This window comes from Streptomyces sp. BL1 (assembly GCF_057628045.1).
Map to the genome: position 1 here is coordinate 1603029 of NZ_JBXYWZ010000002.1, position 21702 is coordinate 1624730.

18 protein-coding genes are annotated in these 21702 nt (G+C 71.8%); 3 read left to right on the forward strand and 15 right to left on the reverse strand.

The features are described from left to right. Positions 1–28: 28 nt before the first annotated feature. From yajC to AC3AGO_RS07300, 12 genes are all read right to left on the reverse strand, one after another. On the reverse strand, positions 29–532 hold the full coding sequence (gene yajC, locus AC3AGO_RS07245; protein WP_487819299.1) for a preprotein translocase subunit YajC: 504 nt from the start codon (positions 530–532) through the stop codon (positions 29–31). A 162-nt stretch (positions 533–694) separates the two neighbouring features. After that, positions 695–1783, reverse strand: a complete 1089-nt coding sequence (gene ruvB, locus AC3AGO_RS07250; protein WP_487819300.1) for a Holliday junction branch migration DNA helicase RuvB — start codon at positions 1781–1783, stop codon at positions 695–697. 231 nt (positions 1784–2014) lie between these two features. Then, positions 2015–2647: a Holliday junction branch migration protein RuvA gene (gene ruvA / locus AC3AGO_RS07255; RefSeq protein WP_487819301.1), complete on the reverse strand. Its 633-nt coding sequence runs from the start codon at positions 2645–2647 to the stop codon at positions 2015–2017. Continuing rightward, complete coding sequence (ruvC, locus tag AC3AGO_RS07260) at positions 2644–3216, reverse strand: crossover junction endodeoxyribonuclease RuvC (protein WP_487819302.1); 573 nt, start codon at positions 3214–3216, stop codon at positions 2644–2646. The genes ruvA and ruvC overlap by 4 nt, the downstream gene beginning before the upstream one ends. A gap of 141 nt (positions 3217–3357) precedes the next feature. Then, positions 3358–4116, reverse strand: a complete 759-nt coding sequence (locus tag AC3AGO_RS07265) for a YebC/PmpR family DNA-binding transcriptional regulator (protein ID WP_487819303.1) — start codon at positions 4114–4116, stop codon at positions 3358–3360. An 80-nt stretch (positions 4117–4196) separates the two neighbouring features. Continuing rightward, entirely contained in the window at positions 4197–4871 is a 675-nt protein-coding gene (gene pdxT / locus AC3AGO_RS07270) for a pyridoxal 5'-phosphate synthase glutaminase subunit PdxT (protein ID WP_487819304.1), read from the reverse strand. A gap of 77 nt (positions 4872–4948) precedes the next feature. Next, the gene (gene pdxS, locus AC3AGO_RS07275) at positions 4949–5866 is read right to left on the reverse strand and encodes a pyridoxal 5'-phosphate synthase lyase subunit PdxS (RefSeq protein WP_487819305.1); all 918 of its coding nucleotides are present in this window, start codon (positions 5864–5866) and stop codon (positions 4949–4951) included. A gap of 161 nt (positions 5867–6027) precedes the next feature. Then, a complete protein-coding gene (locus AC3AGO_RS07280; protein ID WP_487819306.1) occupies positions 6028–6579 on the reverse strand; it encodes a hypothetical protein in 552 nt (183 codons plus the stop codon). A gap of 87 nt (positions 6580–6666) precedes the next feature. After that, the gene (locus AC3AGO_RS07285; RefSeq protein WP_487819307.1) at positions 6667–7839 is read right to left on the reverse strand and encodes a glycosyltransferase family 4 protein; all 1173 of its coding nucleotides are present in this window, start codon (positions 7837–7839) and stop codon (positions 6667–6669) included. After that, complete coding sequence (locus AC3AGO_RS07290) at positions 7836–8774, reverse strand: phosphatidylinositol mannoside acyltransferase (RefSeq protein WP_487819308.1); 939 nt, start codon at positions 8772–8774, stop codon at positions 7836–7838. Before AC3AGO_RS07290 ends, AC3AGO_RS07285 begins: the two co-directional genes overlap by 4 nt. Next, on the reverse strand, positions 8771–9412 hold the full coding sequence (gene pgsA, locus AC3AGO_RS07295) for a phosphatidylinositol phosphate synthase (protein ID WP_487819309.1): 642 nt from the start codon (positions 9410–9412) through the stop codon (positions 8771–8773). Before pgsA ends, AC3AGO_RS07290 begins: the two co-directional genes overlap by 4 nt. A 148-nt stretch (positions 9413–9560) precedes the next feature. After that, a complete protein-coding gene (locus AC3AGO_RS07300) occupies positions 9561–12800 on the reverse strand; it encodes a bifunctional cytochrome P450/NADPH--P450 reductase (protein WP_487819310.1) in 3240 nt (1079 codons plus the stop codon). Between the two features lie 210 nt (positions 12801–13010). Here AC3AGO_RS07300 and AC3AGO_RS07305 point away from each other — a divergent pair, with 210 nt between their 5' ends. From AC3AGO_RS07305 to AC3AGO_RS07315, 3 genes are all read left to right on the forward strand, one after another. Beyond that, complete coding sequence (locus AC3AGO_RS07305; protein WP_487819311.1) at positions 13011–13688, forward strand: helix-turn-helix transcriptional regulator; 678 nt, start codon at positions 13011–13013, stop codon at positions 13686–13688. A 215-nt stretch (positions 13689–13903) separates the two neighbouring features. Next, positions 13904–16102, forward strand: a complete 2199-nt coding sequence (locus tag AC3AGO_RS07310) for an elongation factor G-like protein EF-G2 (RefSeq protein ID WP_487819312.1) — start codon at positions 13904–13906, stop codon at positions 16100–16102. A 105-nt stretch (positions 16103–16207) separates the two neighbouring features. Further along, positions 16208–17881 (forward strand): hypothetical protein, encoded by a 1674-nt coding sequence (locus AC3AGO_RS07315; protein ID WP_487819313.1) that lies wholly within the window; start codon positions 16208–16210, stop codon positions 17879–17881. A 91-nt stretch (positions 17882–17972) separates the two neighbouring features. Here the strand turns inward: AC3AGO_RS07315 and AC3AGO_RS07320 are convergent, their stop codons facing one another. The 3 genes from AC3AGO_RS07320 to AC3AGO_RS07330 form a co-directional block, all read right to left on the reverse strand. Beyond that, positions 17973–18521, reverse strand: a complete 549-nt coding sequence (locus AC3AGO_RS07320) for an HIT family protein (RefSeq protein WP_487819314.1) — start codon at positions 18519–18521, stop codon at positions 17973–17975. A 120-nt stretch (positions 18522–18641) separates the two neighbouring features. Next, entirely contained in the window at positions 18642–20624 is a 1983-nt protein-coding gene (gene thrS, locus AC3AGO_RS07325) for a threonine--tRNA ligase (RefSeq protein WP_487819315.1), read from the reverse strand. Between the two features lie 130 nt (positions 20625–20754). Continuing rightward, positions 20755–21687 (reverse strand): hypothetical protein, encoded by a 933-nt coding sequence (locus AC3AGO_RS07330; protein ID WP_487819316.1) that lies wholly within the window; start codon positions 21685–21687, stop codon positions 20755–20757. Between the last annotated feature and the right edge of the window lie 15 nt (positions 21688–21702).

Sequence of the window (21702 nt, forward strand, 5' to 3'; positions counted from 1 at the left end):
GTCCGGTCACGACCCGGCGGCGCCGACCTTACTTGGCGTCGGAGTCACCGTCCCGCTTGGCGTCCTTGGACTCGGCGGCGTCCGCGTCATCCTGCGAAGTCTCGTCCTTCGCGGGCGTGTCGGACTCGTCGGCGGCAGCGTCGTCGGACTTGGTGAAGTCGGGCTTGCCGGTGGCCGGGGCGTCGTCGGCCTCGGTCAGGGAGGAGGCGTCGTCGGGCACGACCGGACCGTCGATCTTCAGGTCCGCGGGGCCCTCGTTGACGATGCGCTCGTACTCCTCGTCCCCGAGGACGGCGCCCACGGCGTTCTTGGCATACAGGGCGTGCACCCCGGGGGCGACCTCGAGAAGGACCGTGTCGTCGCGGACCTCCTTGACGGTGCCGTACATGCCACCGATCGTCCGCACTCCGGTGCCGGGCTGCATCGACTGGCGCATGTCCGCGGCCTGTCGCTGCTTCTTCTTGGCGGAGCGGGTCATCAGGAACATGGCCCCGATGAGCACGATGAAGGGGAGGAGCGTCACGATATTCACGGCGGAAGAATTTCCTTCGCACGACCGCGGTCCGCGGCCTGTCATGGGGGTATGGGCAAGCCGTCCTCTTGGATGGCGTCGGCGGAGTCTAAGCGAGCTCTCACCAATGGAACAACGTCAAGCATGGCACTGGGGTTCCTGCCCCGGCGAGCTTCCGCGCCGTCAAACCCCGAAGAGTCCGGTTTGCCCTGATTGACCGCGTGTGCCGGGCGAATTGTGCTGCGGTGGTACGAGTCCCATGTGGTCCCACGCGGCGGGCGTGGCGACGCGGCCGCGGGGTGTACGGGCCAGCAGTCCCTCCCGTACGAGGAACGGCTCGGCCACCTCCTCGACGGTCTCCCGCTCCTCCCCCACCGCGACGGCGAGGGTGGAGAGGCCGACCGGGCCGCCGCCGAACAGCTTCAGCAGCGAGCCCAGGACGGACCGGTCCAGCCGGTCCAGGCCGCGGCCGTCCACCTCGTACACGTCCAGGGCCCGCGCCGCCACCTCGAGGGTGACCTCGCCGTCCGCCTTGACCTGCGCATAGTCCCGGACCCTGCGCAGCAGCCGGTTCGCGATACGGGGGGTGCCGCGGGACCGCCCCGCGATCTCGGTGGCGCCCTCCGCGTCGACGGTGACGTCGAGCAGCCGCGCGGAACGGTGGATCACCTGCTCCAGCTCGGCCGGCTCGTAGAACTCCATGTGTCCCGTGAAGCCGAACCTGTCGCGCAGCGGCGGCGGCAGCAGACCGGCCCGGGTGGTGGCGCCGACGAGGGTGAACGGCGGGAGTTCGAGCGGAATGGCGGTGGCCCCGGGCCCCTTGCCGACGATCACGTCGACCCGGAAGTCCTCCATCGCCATGTAGAGCATCTCCTCGGCGGGGCGCGACATCCGGTGGATCTCGTCGAGGAAGAGCACCTCGCCCTCCTGCAGCGAGGAGAGGATGGAGGCGAGGTCGCCCGCGTGCTGGATGGCGGGCCCCGAGGTGATCCGGATCGGGGCGCCCATCTCCGCCGCGATGATCATGGAGAGGGTGGTCTTGCCGAGCCCGGGGGCGCCGGAGAGCAGCACGTGGTCGGCGGTGCCGTTGCGCTGGCGGGCGGCCTGCAGCACCAGCCCGAGCTGCTCGCGCACCTTCGGCTGGCCGACGAAGTCGCCCAGCTCCTTGGGGCGCAGCGCGGCCTCCATCGCGCTGTCCTCGGTGTCCGCCTCGCCTCCGACGAGCCGCTCCGCGGCGTCCGCGGCGATGTCCGTGCTGTCGTCGCTGTTCACTGAGCTTCACCTCGCGGATCCGGACCGGCTGTCCTGTCCGGTCTGCCTGTGCGGCCGGGTGCGGTGGCGCCGCCCGGCCGGTACGCCGGTGCCACCCGGCAGAGCGCCGGCGGAAGGGGCGGGGCGGTCCGGGCCGGCGCGGTGCGGATCGGGCCGCCTGCGCGCGGTGCGTTCCCGCCGGAGCCCTTGCGGACCCGCCCCCGCCGCGGCGGCCGCACGCCGAGTGCCATGTCAGCGCGTCCTGTTGAGAGTCTGCAGCGCCGCGCGCAGCAGCTGCGGGACGGGCGGCTCCGTGCCCTCCGCGGCGGCCGCCTCGGCCTGCGGGGCGACGGCGGTGACCGCCTCGTCCGCCTCGCGCGTCGCGTAGCCGAGGCCGATCAGCGCGGAGTGCAGCTGGTCCCGCCAGCCGCCGCTCACCGCGGTGCCGACACCCTGCGCCGCGGCGTGCGTACCCGTGCCGAGCGGCTCGCCCAGCCTGTCCTTGAGCTCCAGCAGCAGCTTCTGCGCGCCCTTCTTGCCGATACCGGGGACGGCGGTGAGCGCCTTCTCGTCACCGCTGGACACGGCCAGCCGGAGCGCGTCGGGGCTGTGCACGGCGAGCATCGCCTGTGCCAGCCGCGGGCCGACGCCGCTGGCTGTCTGGAGGAGCTCGAAAACCTGCCGCTCGTCGTCGTCGGCGAACCCGTACAGCGTGAGCGAGTCCTCGCGGACCACCAACGACGTGGCCAGCCGGGCCTCCTGACCGACTCTCAGGTCGGCGAGGGTGCCCGGGGCGCACTGCACCGACATGCCGACGCCGCCCACTTCGATCACCGCGCAGTCCGGGGCGAGGGCTGCGACGGGGCCGGTCACGAAGGCGATCATCGGGTACTGCCCTTTCTGGAGGCGCCGGCGGCCGCGGCCCTGGCGGCCGCCGCGTGCTGCGCGTGTGCCTGCTGGAGTCTGGTGAGCCGCTGCTGGGCGGGGGCGCGCCAGATGTGGCAGATGGCGAGCGCGAGGGCGTCCGCCGCGTCGGCCGGTTTGGGCGCGGCGTCCAGCCGCAGCAGCCGGGTCACCATGGTGCCCACCTGTGCCTTGTCGGCGCGGCCCGTTCCGGTGACGGCGGCCTTCACCTCGCTCGGGGTGTGCAGCGCGACGGGCAGTCCGCGGCGCGCCGCGCACAGCATCGCGACGGCGCTGGCCTGCGCGGTGCCCATCACCGTGCGCACGTTGTGCTGGCTGAACACCCGCTCCACGGCGACGGCTTCGGGCTTGTGCGCGTCCAGCCACTCGTCCATGCCGCGCTCGATCAGGACGAGACGGTCCGCGATGTCGGAGTCCGACGGCGTACGGATGACACCGACCCCCGCCATGCTCAGCGGCCGTCCCGCGACGCCCTCGACCACGCCGATCCCGCAGCGGGTCAGGCCCGGGTCGACCCCCAGCACACGCACCGCGTCCCCTCCCCTGCCCGCACCGCGGGCACCGCTCGCTTCGGTCAACTGTTCCTGCAGGTTAGCGGGCACTACCGACAACAGGCCGACGGGGACACGCCCCGTCGGCCTGTTGTCGGTGTCCGTCGTCCGGCTGCCCGGTCAGGCGTCGACCTGCGCCATGATCTCGTCGGACACGTCGAAGTTCGCGTAGACGTTCTGCACGTCGTCGCTGTCCTCGAGGACGTCGATCAGCTTGAAGATCTTGCGCGCGCCCTCCTCGTCCAGCGGCACCTGCACGCTGGGGAGGAAGCTGTTCTCCGCGGAGTCGTACTCGATGCCGGCGTCGACGAGCGCGGTGCGCACGTCGACCAGGTCGGTGGCCTCGCTGGTCACCTCGAAGCTCTCGCCGAGGTCGTTGACCTCCTCGGCACCCGCCTCCAGCACGGCGCCCAGCACGTCGTCCTCGCTCAGACCGCTCTCGCCCTTGGGGACGATCACGACGCCCTTGCGGTTGAAGAGGTACGCGACGGAGCCCGGGTCGCCCATCGAACCGCCGTTGCGGGTCATGGCGACGCGGACGTCGGAGGCCGCGCGGTTGCGGTTGTCGGTGAGGCACTCGATGAGGACCGCGACGCCATTGGGGCCGTAGCCCTCATACATGATCGTCTCGTACTCCTTGCCGCCTGCCTCCAGGCCGGCACCGCGCTTGACCGCGCTGTCGATGTTCTTGTTGGGAACCGAGCTCTTCTTCGCCTTCTGGATGGCGTCGTAGAGGGTCGGGTTGGCGGCGGGGTCGGCGCCGCCCATCCGTGCCGCGACCTCGATGTTCTTGATCAGCTTCGCGAAGAGCTTGCCGCGCTTGGCATCGATCACGGCCTTCTTGTGCTTGGTGGTTGCCCACTTTGAGTGGCCGGACACAGCTGCGCTCCTTCAAAGTCACCAACAGAATCAACGCGGAGATCCTACCTCCCGCCCGTCACACGGCCGTCGCCCCGCGTTCAGGAGCCCCCGCGCACCCGCTCCGGGCTCCGCTCCCGGATCATCTCCAGGCCCCTCTCCCGGACCATCTCCAAGAAGAGGACGTGCACCCGGTGATCCCCCGTCAGTTCCGGATGGAACGACGTGGCGAGGAGGTGCCCCTGGCGCACGGCGACCGGGTGCCCATCGTAGGAGGCCAGTACCTCGGTGCGGGCACCGGTCGACTCGACCCAGGGCGCCCGGATGAAGACGCCCTGCACGGGGCCGCCGTCCACCCCGGCCACGTCGACGTCCGCCTCGAAGGACTCGTTCTGCCGCCCGAAAGCGTTACGGCGCACGATCATGTCGATGCCGCCGAGGGTCTCCTGGCCCGAGCGCGGGTCGAGGATCTTGTCCGCCAGCATGATCATGCCCGCGCACGACCCGTACGCGGGCATGCCGGAGCGGATCCGCTCGCGCAGCGGCTCCAGCAGCCCGAACGCGGCGCAGAGCTTGGAGATCGTGGTCGACTCGCCGCCGGGCACGACCAGCCCGTCGACCTCGGCGAGCTCCTCGGGACGGCGTACGAGACGGGCGTCCGCACCGGCGCCTGCGAGCGCGGTGAGATGTTCACGGACATCGCCCTGCAGGGCGAGGACGCCCACGACGGGCGCGGGCTCGGTGGGCTGATCTGTCGGGGTCGGCTGAGTCGTCAACTGGACTACCTCTTCTACGTACCGCGTACGGGGCGGCCCGCGCGGATTGCGCGGACCGCCCCCTCACTTCGCTCGGATCACCAGCCGCGGCCGGCGTACCGCTCGCTCTCCGGGAGGGTGTCGCAGTTGATGCCGACCATGGCCTCGCCCAGGCCGCGCGACACATCGGCGATCACCTTCGGGTCGTCGTAGAAGGTGGTGGCCTTCACGATGGCGGCGGCGCGCTTGGCGGGGTCGCCGGACTTGAAGATGCCGGAGCCGACGAACACGCCCTCGGCGCCGAGCTGGCGCATCAGCGCGGCGTCCGCCGGGGTGGCCACGCCGCCCGCGGAGAACAGCACGACCGGCAGCTTGCCCAGCGTCGCGACCTCCTTGACCAGCTCGTACGGGGCGCGCAGCTCCTTGGCCGCGGCGTACAGCTCGGTGTTGTCGAGGACGGTGAGCTTGCCGATCTCGTTCTTGATCTGGCGCATGTGGCGGACGGCCTCGACGACGTTGCCGGTGCCCGCCTCGCCCTTGGAGCGGACCATGGCCGCGCCCTCAGAGATCCGGCGCAGGGCCTCGCCCAGGTTGGTCGCACCGCACACGAAGGGGGTGGTGAACGCGAACTTGTCGCTGTGGTTGACCTCGTCGGCCGGGGTCAGGACCTCGGACTCGTCGATGTAGTCGACGCCGAGCGCCTGCAGGACCTGGGCCTCGACGAGGTGACCGATGCGGGACTTGGCCATCACGGGGATCGAGACGGCCTCGATGATGCCCTCGATCATGTCCGGGTCGGACATCCGGGCCACGCCGCCGTCCTTGCGGATGTCGGCGGGGACGCGCTCCAGGGCCATGACCGCGACGGCACCGGCGTCCTCGGCGATCTTCGCCTCTTCCGGGGTGACGACGTCCATGATCACGCCGCCCTTGAGCTGCTCGGCCATGCCGCGCTTGACGCGCGCTGTGCCGGTCTCGGGGGTCTGGGCGGCTGCGGAAGACGGGTTGGACGACACGGTTCGACCTCACTCGACGGTAAAAAGTGCGACAGGACCGGTTCAGGTCCGTGATGCTCACACTCTCCGGTCCACCCGGGCCGGGGAAAGGTCCAATTCACAGGCGGTGGCCTGGGTGGCCCCTCCGGGCCCCGGCCCGCCGGGCCCTGCGGTACGGGCCGTCAGCGCTCGCCGGTCTTCGCCAGCTCCTCCGGCGGCTCGTCGTCCATCTCGAAGGCCAGCGGGAACGGCGCCCGGCCCGCCAGCCGGAACCAGCGCACCTTGCGGTGCCGGTGCAGTGCCCGCGCCGCGCGCACCCCGTCGTTGTGGAAGCGCCGCGCCATCGGCACCCGCCGTACCGCGGCGGCCAGTTCGGCCGCCGTCTCCTCGCCGCCCGGCGCCTCCCGTACGGCGTCCAGCTGGGTGCGTTCGGCGAACACCGCGCGCAGCGCCTGGCTCAGCTCGCTCTCCGCCACCTCGCGCTGCTCCTCCTCGGCCTGCCGCGCGTCGTGGGCCGCTTGGTAGAGCACGATCGACGCGGCCGGGTCGAGCACCCCGGACGTGGCCAGCTCCTGCGCGATCGAGGCGCGGCGGAGCAGCTGCGCGTCGAGGGTGGAGCGGGCCGCGTCGATACGGGCGTGCAGCCGGTCCAGGCGGCCCGCCGTCCAGCTGAGGTAGACGCCGATCAGCAGCACAGCGACGGCGAGCAGAATCAGGGTGGTCGTCGTGGGCATCGCGAGGGTGCTCCGGTTCGGTCAGAGGGTGGGTCGGCCGTACGGGGCGCCCGTACGGAGGTGCGGGCCGTACGGGGTGACGGCCCGTCAGTCGCGGGCCAGGCGGAGCCGCGCACGCAGCCCCGTGCGCTCGTCGGGGGCCACGGACCCGGCGCCGTCGGTGATGGTCTCGTACACGGCGAGGATGTCGGCGCCCACCGTGGACCAGTCGAACCGCTGCACGTGGCGGCTGCCCCGCTCGCGCAGTTCGGTCAGCCGCTCGGGGCTGCCCAGCAGTTTCACGGCCGCCTCGGAGAGGGCGTCATGGTCCTCGTTGGTGAACAGTTCGCCGGCCTCGCCCTGGTCCAGGACCTGCACGAACGCGTCCAGATCGCTGGCCAGTACGGGGGCGCTCGCCGACATGGCCTCGACGAGGATGATGCCGAAGGACTCGCCGCCGGTGTTCGGCGCGACGTACAGATCGACGCTGCGCAGCAGCCGCGCCTTGTCCTCGTCGCTGACCATGCCGAGGAACTCGACGTTGTCGCGCACCTCTTCGGGCAGGCTCTCGCGGGCCTCGTCCTCGTCGCCGCGCCCGGCGACCAGCAGCCGGGTGCCCGGCAGCCGCCGCACGATCTCCGGGAACGCCTTGAGCAGGACGGGAAGTCCCTTGCGGGGCTCGTCGATCCGGCCGATGAAGCCGATCGTGCGGGCCCCCTCGGTGCCCTGCCACTCCGCCTTGGGTTCGGCGCGCGCGAAGAAGCCGACATCGACGCCGTTGGGGATCACCACGGCGTCGCCGCCCAGATGTTCGACGAGGGTACGGCGCGCGTACTCGCTGACGGCGATTCTGGCGCTGATCTTCTCCAGGGCCGGCTGCAGGATCGGATAGGCCGCGATCATCGCCCGGGAGCGGGGGTTGGAGGTGTGGAACGTCGCCACGATGGGGCCCTGCGCGGCCCAGCAGGTGAGCAGCGCGAGGGACGGCGTACCGGGCTCGTGGATGTGCAGTACGTCGAAGCCGCCGTCGTGCACCCAGCGGCGTACCCGGGCCGCGGACAGGAAGCCGAAGTTGAGCCGGGCCACCGAGCCGTTGTAGGGGACGGGCACGGCGCGGCCCGCGGAGACGACGTACGGCGGGAGCGGTGTCTCGTCGTCCGACGGGGCGAGGACGGAGACCTCGTGTCCCAGCCGGATCAGATGCTCAGCGAGATCGCGGACGTGGAACTGCACGCCCCCCGGGACGTCCCAGGAGTACGGGCAGACGATGCCGATTCTCATGCGGTTCCCCCCTTGTCGCCGCGCCCCGTCGCCGGCCGGCGCGGTTCCAGGTCGGCCGACCAGAGGCGCTGCAGCATGTGCCAGTCCTCGGGGTGCTCGGCGATGCCCTCCCCGAAGGCATCGGCCACCGACTGTGTCATGGCCGCGGCCTTCTCCGCCCGGGTGCCGCTCTCCGGTACGCAGATGGGCTCGTGCACCCGCGCCTTCATGACGGGCGAATCGTCGTACCAGAGGGTCGCGGGGAGCAGCAGCGCGCCGGTCTGCTGCGCGAGCATCGCGGGCCCCGCCGGCATCTTCGCCGTGTCGCCGAAGAAGGACACCTCGACGCCGGACGAGGACAGGTCGCGGTCGGCGACCAGGCAGACCAGGCCGCCCGCGCGCAGCCGCCGGGCGAGCGTGCCGAACGCGGAGCCGCCGGCGTGCGGCAGGACCTCCATGCCCAGGCCCTCGCGGTAGGCGACGAACCTGTCGTACAGCGTCTCGGGCTTGAGCCGCTCGGCGACGGTGGTGAAGGGCAGCTTCAGTTCGGTGGTCACCCAGGCGCCGGCCAGGTCGTAGTTGCCCATGTGCGGCAGCGCGAGGACCACGCCGCGGCCGGCGTCGATCGCGTCGGTGATGAGGTGCACGTTGTGCACGTGCACGCCGGCGCGGATGCGCTGCTCGCTCCAGGCGGGCAGCCGGAACGACTCCATCCAGTAGCGCAGATAGGAGCGCATGCCGGCCTTCGACAGCTGCGAGAGCTGTGCGTCGGTGGCGTGCGGGACGACGCGCGTGAGGTTGGCCTCCAGCCGCCGTACGCCCGTGCCGCGGCGGCGCCACGCCGTGTCGGCGATGGTCCTGCCGAGCCGCGCCGCGGCCGGCTCGGGCAGTTTGCGCACTCCGGCCCAGCCCAGGCCGTACAGCGAGTCGGTGAGCCGGTCCTGCGCGGTGCTCATGCTGCCTCTTCCGCTTCGGCGGCCTCACGTCGTACGGTCACGACGCGCTGGCCGAGGGTGATGGCGCTGCCGGCCGCCACGATCCACAGGGCGATGGGCAGCAGGATGTCGATGTGCGGCACGCCGAAGGTGACGTGGAAGCCGGCGAGGCCGGTCAGGACCAGGGTGATGACGAGCCGTTCGGCGCGTTCGACGAGCCCGTTGACGTTCACGGGCAGGCCGATGCTCTCGCCGCGCGCCTTGGTGTACGAGACGACCTGGCCGCTGGCGAGGCAGAAGATGGTCACCGCGCACATCAGGACGCTGTCGCCGCGGCCCGCGTACCAGAGCGCGATGCCGCCGAAGACCGCCGCGTCGGCGACCCGGTCGAGCGTGGAGTCGAGGAAGGCGCCCCATTTGCTGGAGCGCCCCATCTGACGGGCCATCGTGCCGTCCACGAGGTCCGAGAAGACGAACAGCGTGATGACGACGGTGCCCCAGAAGAACTGGCCGACCGGGAAGAAGACCAGCGCACCCGCCACGACACCGCCGGTACCGATCAGCGTGACCGCGTCGGGACTCACTCCCAGGCGCAGCAGCAGCGCGGCGAAGGGCGTGAGGACACGCGTGAAGAAAGCACGCGCGTACTTGTTCAGCATGGCCGTCCCGGAGGGTCGTTAACGAGCCGGTGGCGATTCGGTCACCGGCTGGCCCATCGTAGCCAGGAGGCCCGCGCCGACCGCGAACGGATCGCGGGGCGCGGGCCGCACGGCCGCCGATCGGCGGCGGGGAGGCCCCGGTGCGGGCTCAGCCCGCCGCGTAGACGTCCTCGGTGTAGCGCCCGGCGGCCGTCAGGGCCTGCAGCCACTCCTCCGCCCGCTGTGCGGACTCCTCCGGATGGCGGCGCGCGTACAGCTCGCGGAGTGCGTCGCGTACGCCGGGCGCCATGCGCGCGCCGTCCCCGCAGACGTACACCCGTGCGCCCTCCTGGAGGAGCCGCCACACCTCGTCGCCCTCCGCGGCGATGCGGTGCTGTACGAACCGCACTCCGTCACGCGGGCGTTCGCTGTGCGCGGGGCGCAGCGACACGGCGCCGGCCTCCTCGGCCTCCCGGAGTTCGGCGGCGTGCAGGAAGTCGGCGTCCGGGTCGTCGCAGCCGAAGTAGAGCAGCGCCGGGGCGAGCCGGGCCCCCTCCGACAGCAGCGCCCGCCGGTCGGCGACGGCACCCCGGAACGGGGCGAGGCCGGTCCCCGCGGCGATCAGGATCAGCGGCGTGTCCGGCACTTCGGGCACCCGGAACGCCTCGCGGCACGGCTGGACGCGGGCCCACACGGTGTCGCCCGGCGCCAGCCGCGCCAGGTGTCCCGAGCCGGTGCCCCGGTAGGTGCCGCGGCCGGACCGGGCGGGGGCTTCCAGTACGGAGACCATGAGGTCGGCGTGGCCCGGCGAGGTGCGCGGGGTGGAGGACACCGAGTAGTGCCGGGTGCGCATCTGCGGGAACAGGCCGAGGAGTTGCGGCCAGCCGAGGACCTCGCGCAGCGCGGGGTGGTCCTCGATCAGATCGAGGACGGTACGCGGGCCGGCGTCCGGGGCATCGGCCAGCGCGCTCAGTGCCGCCTTCTCGGGCGGGCACGGGTTGGCCTCGGCGAGCTCCGCGATCTGCGCCGGGGCCGCCGGGTCCTGCAGCTCCAGATGACGGGTCAGCAGCTCGTGCACGGACAGCGGCCGGTCCACCGGGAGGGCGTTCCGGGCGGCGCCGCGCGCCTGGATGTTCAGCACCGTGTCCGGCTGTACGCCCAGCACCCGTAGGGCGCGCTCCACCAGCGCGGGGCCGTTCTCGGGAAGGACGGTCAGATGGTCGGCCGTCCGGTACTCCGTGCCGGCGGGCAGCGCGAGACGGAGCAGCCGCTTGCGGCGGGGGTGCCCCGGAGCGGTCAGATCGCGGGACTCGGTCACCGTGAGGGCGGTCAGCCCGTGCCGGGCTGCGAGCGCGTCGTGGGGCCCGCCGGTGACCTCGGTGACGGAGTACGCCGGGCCCTCGTCCTGCGCGGGTGCGGGCGCGCCCACGGTGGCGGGGTCGCCGTGCTCGCGGAGCAGGGCGGTGCGGAGGGCGGCCGTGAACTCCCGTACGGCGCCGTCCAGATCGCCCGACGCGTCGGCCTCGCCGCGGGGCAGCAGCCGGGTGCCGCCGGCGGCCGCGAGCCGGTCGTCGAGGAGGGTGGGCACACGCTGGTACGTGGCCGCCCAGGTGCGGTCGCCGACACCGAGGACGGCGTACGTCAGCCCGTCGGCGGCGCCGGAGTCCGCCCCTTCGGCCCACTCCACGAAGCGGGCCGCGTCGTCGGTGGGCCTGCCGTTGTAGGAGGCGGCGACGAGCACCACGGGCCGGTCACCGGGCAGTTCGCCGGCGTACGCGTCCAGCGCGGCCGTCTCCGTGTCGCAGCCCGCGTCCTGCGCCATGCCGGCGAGCCGCTCCGCGATGTCGCGGCACGTCCCGTAGTTGCTGCCGTGCAGCACCAGCAGCCCCGTGCCCGCGAGCACCCGCGACGGCAGCCCCGCCTCGTCCTCCGTACCGTCCCCGTCCGCGGCCGCCCGGCCCACGGGCAGCGTGTCCAGCGCGGCACGGTCGGCGGCGCGGTCGGCGGGGGTGCGCGGGGTGAGCTCCAGGGTGAAGCCCTCCGGTTTCAGGGTCAGCGTCTCCTTGATGCGCAGCCGGTAGCCGCCGCCCGCGCCCCCGTCGCCGGTGTCGCCCAGCCGGTAGCGGTGCACGAGCATGCCGAGCAGCATCGTCGCCTCGTGCAGCGCGAACTGCCGCCCGATGCAGGCCCGTTCCCCCGTACCGAACGGCTTGTACGCGTGCGGCGAGCGCGCCTCCTCGGCCTCCGGCGCGAACCGGGCCGGGTCGAACGCCTCCGGGTTGTCGCCCCACACCGCCGACCGGTGCAGCATCGGCGTCTGCACGGTGACGGTCTCCCCCGCACGTACGGGGATCCGCCCGCCCAGCAGCGTGTCCTCCTTCGCCTGCCGGCCGAAGCCGGGCGCCGTCGGCCACATCCGCAGCGCCTCGTGCAGCACCTGCCGCGTCCAGCGCAGCTGCGCCACGTCCCCGAAGGACGGCTCGGGGCGGTCGGTGTCGCCCCACAGCTCGTCGGCCTCGCGCTGCGCGAGCCGCAGCACGGCCGGGTTCTTCACCAGGTAGTAGAGCGCGAACGACAGGGCGCTGGACGTCGTTTCGTGCCCGGCGATGAGGAAGGTGATGACCTGGTTGCGGATGTTCTCGTGGTCCAGCGGGACGCCGTCGGAGGGGTGCGGCGCGTTCAGCATCAGCCCGAGCAGATCCTCCTGCGAGGTGTCCCCCGCCGCGGTCCGCGCGGCCACTACCTCGTCCACGACCGACGCCAGATAGTCCGCGTCCTCGCGGAACGCCGCGTCCTCCTCCGAGTGGTCCGCGCCGGGCTTGCGGCCCAGCCGGTTCATGCTCCACTCCAGACAGCGCACCATCGCGGACACGAACGGATGCGGCTCGTCCCGCGCGAACGAGTCGAAGTCGTAGCCGAATCCGGCCAGTCCGATGGTGTCCAGCGTCATCCGCGTCATGTCCTCGGACACCTCGACGGGCCGCCCCGCGGCGGCCCGCGTGTCCCACGCGTCGAGGACCCGGTGCGCCACCCGCAGCATCACCGGGTGGTACGTGCGCATCGAGCCCAGCGCGAACGCGGGCATCAGAATGTCGTGCGCCCGGGCCCAGTTGGGCTCCTCGTTGTACGCGGTGAACAGCCCGTCCGCGGCGAACTCCCGTACGTTCTGCAGCGGCAGCCCGATGGCCTTGCTGAACCGTTCCTCGTCCGAGAGCTCCGCCACCATGTCCGGGTCGCTGACGAACAGCGTGTCCCGGCCGTGCAGCCGCCGCAGAAACACCGGACCGTGCTCCCGGGCCAGCTCCATGGCCTGCTGCACAGGGGTGGCGGTGGGCCCGGTGGCCGAGATGTCGGCGACGGGCACACCGCCGTACGGCCCGCTCTCGGTACGGGTGGTGGCCTGGGTCATGGCTGAACTGCCTTCCGCTGTGGGGGACATCGGGCTGTGAGGGCATCGCGCTGTGGACATCGGCATGGGCGCCGCTCCCCTCACCCTCACCCCGGCCGCCCGGCCCGCGGAGGCACCGCACTACATGATTGTGTAGTGATCGTCGGGCGTGCCGCCCTTGCGCCCGGCCGCCCCCGATGGCAGCACCCGCCCCGGAAGGACAGCGCGCCCGTGACGCCGACCTGGCCGTACGACACCGACGACCCCGAACAGGACCACAGCGCCGTCGCCTGGCGGAACCGCTGCCTGCTCCTCCTCGACCGGGTACAGAGCCCCCTCGCCGTCTGCCGCGCCGACGGCACCATCCTGCTCGCCAACCCCGCGATGGCCGCCGAATGGGCCCGCTCCCCCGGACAGCTCCCCGGCCGCAACGCCCTGGAGCTCTTCCGGCCCCGCGAGACCGGACAGCTGGAACGCCTCACCGAGGCCCTGCGCCTCGGCCGCCGCTCCCGCTACCCCCTCAACGTCAGCTGGCGCACCCACGGCACGGCCCGGCACGGCGAGCTGACCGTCGACCCCGTCAGCGAGGCCGCGTACGAACGCCCCGCGCTCCTCCTCCAGTTGCGCGTCGGCACAGCGCCGGAACCGGCAGGCGACGACCGTACGGCGACCGCACCCGCACCCGCCGTCACCCCCGCCGAGGGCCGCATCCTCGCCCTGGCCGCCGCCGGCGAGACCACCGCCGCCATCGCCGCCGCCGTCGGCCTCACCACCGACGGCGTCAACTACCACCTGACCCGCATGGCCCGCCGCTGGCACGCCCCCAACCGCACGGCGCTCGTCGCCCGCGCCTACGTCCTCGGCATCCTGGAACCCGGCACCTGGCCGCCCCGGACCGCCCCCGCCTGACGCCCCGCCCGGCCCTCCCGGCAACCGCCCGCCCGCACGCCCCGCGACCGCCCACCACCCGCCGCAAGGCCCCGCCGTCCACACCGGGTTGACGCACCGTGCCGCATGTATGGACGCCTCATGGCAGCGGTGGAAAGCTCGGAGAAACCACCCTCATCGCGACACCCCCATCCCGGAGAACCCATTCCAGCAGGCATCGACCGGAAGGCGGGAACATGGGCGACAAGGCGAGCACACATCCCGGAGCCGCCGGCAGGGCAGCCGCGGCCGACCACCCCTCCTCCGTACGGAACGTCGTGCTGGTCGGCCACAGCGGATCCGGCAAGACCACCCTCGTGGAGGCCCTCGCACAGACCTCCGGAGCCGTCCAGCGGGCAGGACGCGTCGAGGACGGCGGCTCCCTCTCCGACTACGACGAGATCGAGCACCGGCAGCAGCGCTCCGTACAGCTCTCCCTCGTGCCGGTCGAATGGAACGGCGTCAAGGTCAACCTGCTCGATACCCCTGGATACGCCGACTTCGTCGGTGAGCTGAGGGCCGGTCTGCGGGCAGCGGACGCGGCCCTTTTCGTCGTCTCCGCCTCCGACGGCGTCGACGGCGCCACCAAACTCGTCTGGGACGAGTGCGCCGCCGTCGACATGCCGCGCGCCATCGTCGTCACCCACCTCGACGCCGCGCGCTCCGACTTCGGGGAGATGGCCGCCGTCTGCCAGCGGATCTTCGGCGGCGACGACCCCGACGCCGTCATCCCCCTCTACCTGCCGCTGTACGGCGAGCCCGGCGCCGACGGTCACGCCCCCGTCGACGGCCTCATCGGGCTGCTCTCCCAGCGCCTCTTCGACTACACCTCCGGCAGCCGCGCCGAACGCGTCCCGGAGAACGGCCAGTTGCCCCTCATCGAGGAGGCCCGCAACCGGCTCATCGAGGGCATCATCTCCGAGAGCGAGGACGAGACCCTGATGGAGCGCTACCTCGGCGGCGAGGAGTGCGACGTCAAAACGCTCATCCAGGACCTGGAGAAGGCCGTCGCACGCGGCGTCTTCCACCCCGTACTGGCCGCGGCCCCCGCCCGCGACGGAGGACAGCAGGGACTCGGCACCGTCGAACTCCTCGAACTCGTCACCGGCGGATTCCCCACCCCCCAGGAACGCGGCATCCCCGAGGTCACCACCCCGCAGGGCGCCACCCGCCAACCCCTCACCTGCGACCCCGAAGGCCCCCTGGCCGCAGAGGTGGTGAAGACCTCCTCCGACCCCTACGTGGGACGCGTCTCCCTCGTCCGGGTCTTCTCCGGCACCCTGCGCCCCGACGAGACCGTCCACGTCTCCGGACACGGCCTGGAGGACCGCGGACACGAGGACCACGACGTCGACGAACGCGTCGGCGCCCTCTCCGCCCCCTTCGGCAAACAGCAGCGCCCCCTCGCCAAGGCCATCGCCGGAGACCTCGCCTGCGTGGCGAAACTCAACCGCGCCGAGACCGGCGACACCCTCTCCGCCAAGGACGACCCGCTCCTCATGGAGCCCTGGTCCATGCCCGACCCGCTGCTGCCCGTCGCCATCAAGGCACACAGCAAACCCGACGAGGACAAGCTCTCCCAGGGCCTCGCCCGGCTGGTCGCCGAGGACCCCACCATGCGCCTCGAACAGAACCAGCACACCCACCAGCTCGTCCTCTGGTGCCTCGGCGAGGCCCACGTGGACGTCGCCCTCGAACGGCTCCGCGGCCGCTACGGCGTACACGTCGACGCGGTCCCCCACAAGGTGTCCCTCCGCGAGACCTTCGCCGAGAAGGCATCGGGACGCGGCCGGCACGTCAAACAGTCCGGCGGACACGGCCAGTTCGCCATCTGCGAGATCACCGTCGAACCCCTCCCCGAGGGCTCCGGCATCGAATTCGTCGACAAAGTCGTCGGCGGCGCCGTACCCCGCCAGTTCATCCCCTCCGTCGAGAAAGGCGTACGCGCCCAGGCCGCCAAGGGCATCGCCGCCGGCTACCCCCTCGTCGACGTCCGCGTCACCCTGCTCGACGGCAAGGCGCACTCCGTCGACTCCTCCGACGCCGCCTTCCAGACCGCCGGCGCCCTCGCCCTGCGCGAATGCGCCACATCCGTGAAACTCCATCTCCTCGAACCCGTCGCCGAGTTGCGCGCCATCGTCGCCGACGAGTACGTCGGCGCCGTCATGAGCGACCTGTCCGGACGGCGCGGCCGCGTCTCCGGAACCGAACAGATCCCCGGAGGGAACACCCTGGTCCGCGCCCACATCCCGGAGATCGAGATCAGCCGGTACGCGATCGACCTGCGCTCCCTCTCCCACGGCACCGGCCGCTTCGCCCGCACCTACGCGGGCCACGAACCGATGCCGCAGCACCTCGCCACCAAGATCCTCCAAGAGGCGGAAAACGAAGCCTGATCAGCACTACCCTGGTGCAAGGGGTGTGCCGGCCACGGCAGTTGGGAAAGCGCAGGTGGTCGGCACACACGCGCACGTACCAGCGCACACGGGAAGTGGGACTCAGTGGCCGGTTTCGACGATCTCAGCGGTGCGGCCGAGGCGGCATCCGACTTCCGCCCCGGCGCGCAGGTTCCGCTGTCCGGGTCCGGCGGCCAGACGGCCGCCACCCAGGCACTCGCCTCCGCCGCCTACCGCGACGGCTCCATCAGCCCCCTCGTCGGGGCCAACTCCGAAGCGGGCGTGAAGAAACCCCGCATCGCCCTCTTCGAACCCAACATGGGCGAGGCCTTCTCCCGTGCCGTCCAGGTCCGCCTCCTCGGCGGCGCCCGCAAGGCCCTCATCCAGTCCTTCGGCATCGAACCGCAGACCGTCGTCGAGCACTGCCTCGCCGCCACCCGCGTCCGCAAGGACCGCGACCTGCGCCTCACCGCCGTCATGGTCGGCTTCGGCCTCGTCTTCCTCCCCGGCGTCCTCATCTGGCTGCTCGCCTTCCAGCTCCGCCGCGTCATCGCCGGGGCCCAGGACAAGCGCGCCGGCGCCCTCGGCATGGCCGCCATGGTCGCCCTCGGCGGACTCGCCGTGCTCCTCGTCCTCAAGCTCCCCGTCACCGGCCTCCTCGGTCTCTACCTGAAGGCCATGCTCGTCGCCCCCGTCCTCGGCTGGCTGTGGGCGAAACGGATCTGCGAGAAGTACGCCAAGGACCTCCGCGCCCGCTGGGAGATGCTCCTCGGCGGCAGCGGAGTCGGCGCCAAGATCCCCGAAGCCGTACCGCAGGACCCCTCCGACGCCGGCGCCGAACGCATCCGCCTCGGCCTCGCCAAGCTCACCGCCGAGCAGGCCAGCAACCTCGTCTACTACGCGGGCCCCAAGGGCATACTCGGCATGGGCACCCGCTGGGGCAGCTGGCAGCTCGCCGAGGAACTCGTCCCCGCCGAACCCGACGGCGACATCGACGGCTTCCGCAGCTGGGACGTCATCCGCGCCATCCACGACCGGCTCCGCCTGCTGGAACGCGGCCCGCTGCACACCGGCGGCTTCCCCCCGCCCTCCATCCGCCACTGGGTCGTCTCCCCCGTCGGCGAGGGCGCCAAGGAGGTCAAGCGCCCCGAGGGCCAGGAGGTCGAGGGGTACCGCATCAAGGACTTCGAGATCCAGCGCATCTGCAACGAGCAGCAGTTCGGCAGCGGCAACCGCCACTACCTCGGCGTCCAGTTCGTCCTCTGGGACGGCCAGCTGGTGATAACGCTCCTGATCACCGTCACCGTCCTGCACCACACCCTGCGCATCGAGGTCACCGGGCACGCCCTCGGCCCGGTCCACCCCCTGTTCACCACCAAGCCCAAGCCCAAGACCAAGGAGGTCTCCAAGAGCGTCAGGTTCTGGGAGACCAAGGAGGTCCACCTCCCCCTCGTCGAACCGAGCGAAGTCGTACGCCTCACCGTGCGCGCACCCTTCACCTGGTTCCCGCCCGTCCTGGACTTCCTCGGCGGCAAGCTCAACCTGCCCGAGCCCTTCGGCCTGAGGCACGCCTGGGCCGACAAGCCCTGGCGGCACCGCTTCATGGCCGACGACGCGCTCCGCGCCGCCACCCCGGTGCTCCGCGTCGTCCACGACGCCGCCATCCGCGTCCTCGACCAGCACGGCTGCGACACCGAGAAGTTCGGCAGCCGCTCCCTCAACCTCAGCGGCATGGTGCAGGGCGCCGAGCCGCGGAAGGCCGACGCGTACGACGCCTGAGCGCCCGACGCGTGAACGCACGACGCGCCCGGCACCGGCTCACAGCCGGTCCGGGCGCGTACGTACGTCTGCGGGCCCGTACGCCTGCGGGTCAGTCCTGCGGCCAGGCCGCCGCGAGCATCGCACGGGTGTCGGCGAGCAGCTGCGGCAGGATCTTGGTGTGCCCCACGACCGGCATGAAGTTGGTGTCCCCGCCCCAGCGCGGCACCACGTGCTGATGCAGATGGGCGGCGATCCCGGCGCCCGCGACCGAACCCTGGTTGAGGCCGATGTTGAACCCGTGCGCGCCCGACGCCGTCCGCAGCGCCGTCATGGCCCGCTTGGTGAACTCCGCGAGCTCCAGCGTCTCTTCGGGCGTCAGCTCCGTGTAGTCGGCGACGTGCCGGTACGGGACGGACATGAGGTGGCCGCCGTTGTACGGGTACAGATTCAGCACCGCGTACACGTGCTCGCCGCGCTGGATGACGAGACCGTCCTCATCGCTCTTCGAGGGAATGGCGCAGAAGGGGCAGCCGTCGTCCTGCTCGGGACCGCTCGGTTTGTTCTCACCCTGGATGTAGGCCATCCGGTGCGGGGTCCACAGCCGCTGGAAGGCGTCCGGTGTCCCTACCCCGATCTGCTGCTCCGGCTCGCTCGTCATGACGGCCAGCTTAAGCGCCGCCGCCGCGCCGACACGAAGAGGGGCGGCCCTTGATCGGACCGCCCCTCTGCGTGTGTCTTCACGTACAGGTTCCGTACGGTTCAGCCCGTACGGGAACCGTCAGACCTGCTCGCGGCTCTCCACCACGTCGGCGATCTTCTTGATGGCCTCGTCTCGCGGGATGCCGTTCTCCTGCGTCCCGTCCCGGTACCGGAAGCTCACCGCGCCGGCGGCGACGTCGTCGTCACCGGCAATGACCATGAACGGCACCTTGGCCTTCTGAGCGTTCCTGATCTTCTTCTGCATCCGGTCCGAGGAGGAGTCGACCTCGACCCGCAGCCCCTTGGCCTTCGCCTGCAGGGCGAACTCCTCCAGGTACGGCACGTGGTCGTCGCCGATCGGGATGCCGACGGCCTGCACCGGGGCCAGCCACGCCGGGAACGCGCCCGCGTAGTGCTCCAGCAGTACGGCGAAGAACCGCTCGATCGAGCCGAAGAGCGCGCGGTGCAGCATGACCGGCTGCTGCCGGGAGCCGTCGGCCGCGGTGTACTCCAGGCCGAACCGCTCCGGCTGGTTGAAGTCGACCTGGATGGTCGACATCTGCCACGACCGGCCGATCGCGTCCTTCGCCTGCACGGAGATCTTCGGCCCGTAGAAGGCCGCGCCGCCCGGGTCGGGAACCAGCGGCAGCCCCTGCTTCTCGGCCGCCTGGCGCAGCGCCTCGGTGGCCTCCTCCCACACCTCGTCCCCGCCGATGAACTTGTCCGACTCCGGGTCCCGGGTGGACAGTTCCAGCTCGAACTCGGTCAGGCCGTAGTCGCGCAGCAGGTCCAGGACGAAGGTGAGCAGGTTGTCCAGCTCGCCCGCCATCTGCTCCTTGGTGCAGTAGATGTGCGAGTCGTCCTGGGTGAAGCCGCGCGAACGGGTCAGCCCGTGCACCACGCCGGACTTCTCGTACCGGTACACGGTCCCGAACTCGAAGAGCCGCAGCGGCAGTTCACGGTACGAGCGGCCGCGCGCCTTGAAGATCAGGTTGTGCATCGGGCAGTTCATCGCCTTGAGGCGGTAGTTCTGCTCGTCGAACTCCAGCGGCGGGAACATGTTGTCCCCGTAGTTCGGCAGGTGCCCCGAGGTCTCGAAGAGCTTCTCCTTCGAGATGTGCGGGGTGTTGACGAACTCGTAGCCCCCGTCCTCGTGCCGCTTGCGCGAGTAGTCCTCCATCACCTTGCGGACGACGCCGCCCTTGGGGTGGAAGACCGCGAGGCCGGGACCGACCTCCTCGGGGAAGGAGAACAGGTCCAGCTCGTTGCCGAGCTTGCGGTGGTCGCGCTTCTCGGCCTCGGCGAGGAACTCCAGGTACGCCTTCAGCTCGTCCTTGGTCGGCCACGCGGTGCCGTAGATCCGCTGGAGCTGCTTGTTCTTCTCGCTGCCCCGCCAGTACGCGGCGGCCGAGCGCATCAGCTTGAACGCGGGGATGTTCCGGGTGGTCGGCAGGTGCGGACCCCGGCAGAGGTCTTTCCAGCACAGCTCGCCGGACTTCGGGTCGAGGTTGTCGTAGATGGTGAGTTCACCGGCGCCGACCTCGGCGTCCGCGCCTTCGGCGGCGTCCGCCGCGTTGCCCTTGAGGCCGATGAGCTCCAGCTTGTACGGCTCGTCCGCCAGCTCCTCACGCGCGTCGTCGTCGGTGGTGACGCGGCGGGCGAAGCGCTGCCCCTGCTTCTGGATCTGCTGCATCTTCTTCTCGATGCTCTTCAGATCGTCCGGGGTGAAGGGCTCCTCGACGTCGAAGTCGTAGTAGAAGCCGTCCTTGACCGGCGGGCCGATGCCGAGCTTGGCCTCGGGGAACAGCTCCTGCACGGCCTGCGCCATCACGTGCGCGGCGGAGTGCCGCAGGATGTTCAGGCCGTCGTCGCTGGTGATGTCGACGGGCTCGACGACCTCACCCTCGGCGGGCTCGTACGCGAGGTCCTTGAGCTCTCCCGCGACGCGCGCGGCGACGACGGAACGCTCGCCGTCGAAGAGCGCGGCGGCCGTAGTGCCCGTGGTCACCACGCGCTCTTCCCGCTCGGAATCGCGTTGGATGGTCACACGGACGTCTGACACCGGTCTCTCCTGACTGACGCTTCTGGAACGCGCCGACGAACTTCAGCGCAGCAGGAATCGTACCGAGCCCGCACCCCGCGGCGCGAAACGGTTGTGCGGCCGCCGTCCCGGCCGTACGTACGGGACGCGTTCAGCCGTCGCCGAGCACCTTCCCGAAGCCGTCCAGCCCCTCCCCCAGCGCCGTGAGCACACGGTCCCGCGCGTGCTCGTCGACCGGCACCGGGGCCAAGTGGCGGGCGCCGGTGAGCCGGCGGAAGCCGCCGCGGCTCTCCAGCCTCCCGTCGACGCGGATCGGCAGTCCGGACAGATGGGCGTAGGCCGCGATCCGGTACGCCTCCTCGTCGAGTCCGGCGCGCACCTGCGCCACGTCGGCGCCGGCCAGCACCCGCAGCCGTACGGCGCCGGGCCCGCCGGGCTCGGCCCGCCGCAGCCGCACCACGGCGCCGGTGAGCCGGACGGGTACGGAGGGTTCGTCGCGGGCGTACCGCTGGGAGGCCTGCTGGAGCGCGGGCACGTCGCCGGGGGTGAACACGACGGGCGGCGGGCGGTTCTGGCATCCGTCGGGCAGTCCGGCGCCGCGGGACCAGGTCATGGAGATCCGGATTCCTTCGGTGCCGCGCACCATCTCCCGTACCGCCTCGGCCAGTTCGCGGCTGGCGCCGGACTGCACGGCGACGTCCAGGGGTGTCTGGGTTCCGCTGGAGCGGTGCAGGGTGACGGCGTCGCGCAGGGCGTGCAGTCCGTGGTGCAGGGCCACTGTGCCGGCGGGACGGCGGGCGGCGGGGACGCGGGCGGTGAGGGAGCGTCCGGCGGCGGTGGCGGGCCGGCCGGAGACCTCGTCGAAGACGGCCTGGCCGAGGTACTCCTCGGCGTATCCGGCGTAGCGGGCACCGTAGAAGCCGGCGGTGGCCCGCGCCGCGAGCGCGCCTGCGCGCAGCATGGCGCCGGCGGCGTTGTGCAGTCGCTGGCGGGCGTTCCAGACGGCGTTGCGGTTGCCGGCGGGCACTTGGCGCCACCAGTGGATTTCGTCGTGGTGTTCGCTGTCTCGGGCGTCGGTACGCATGGGCGCCTCGTCCCT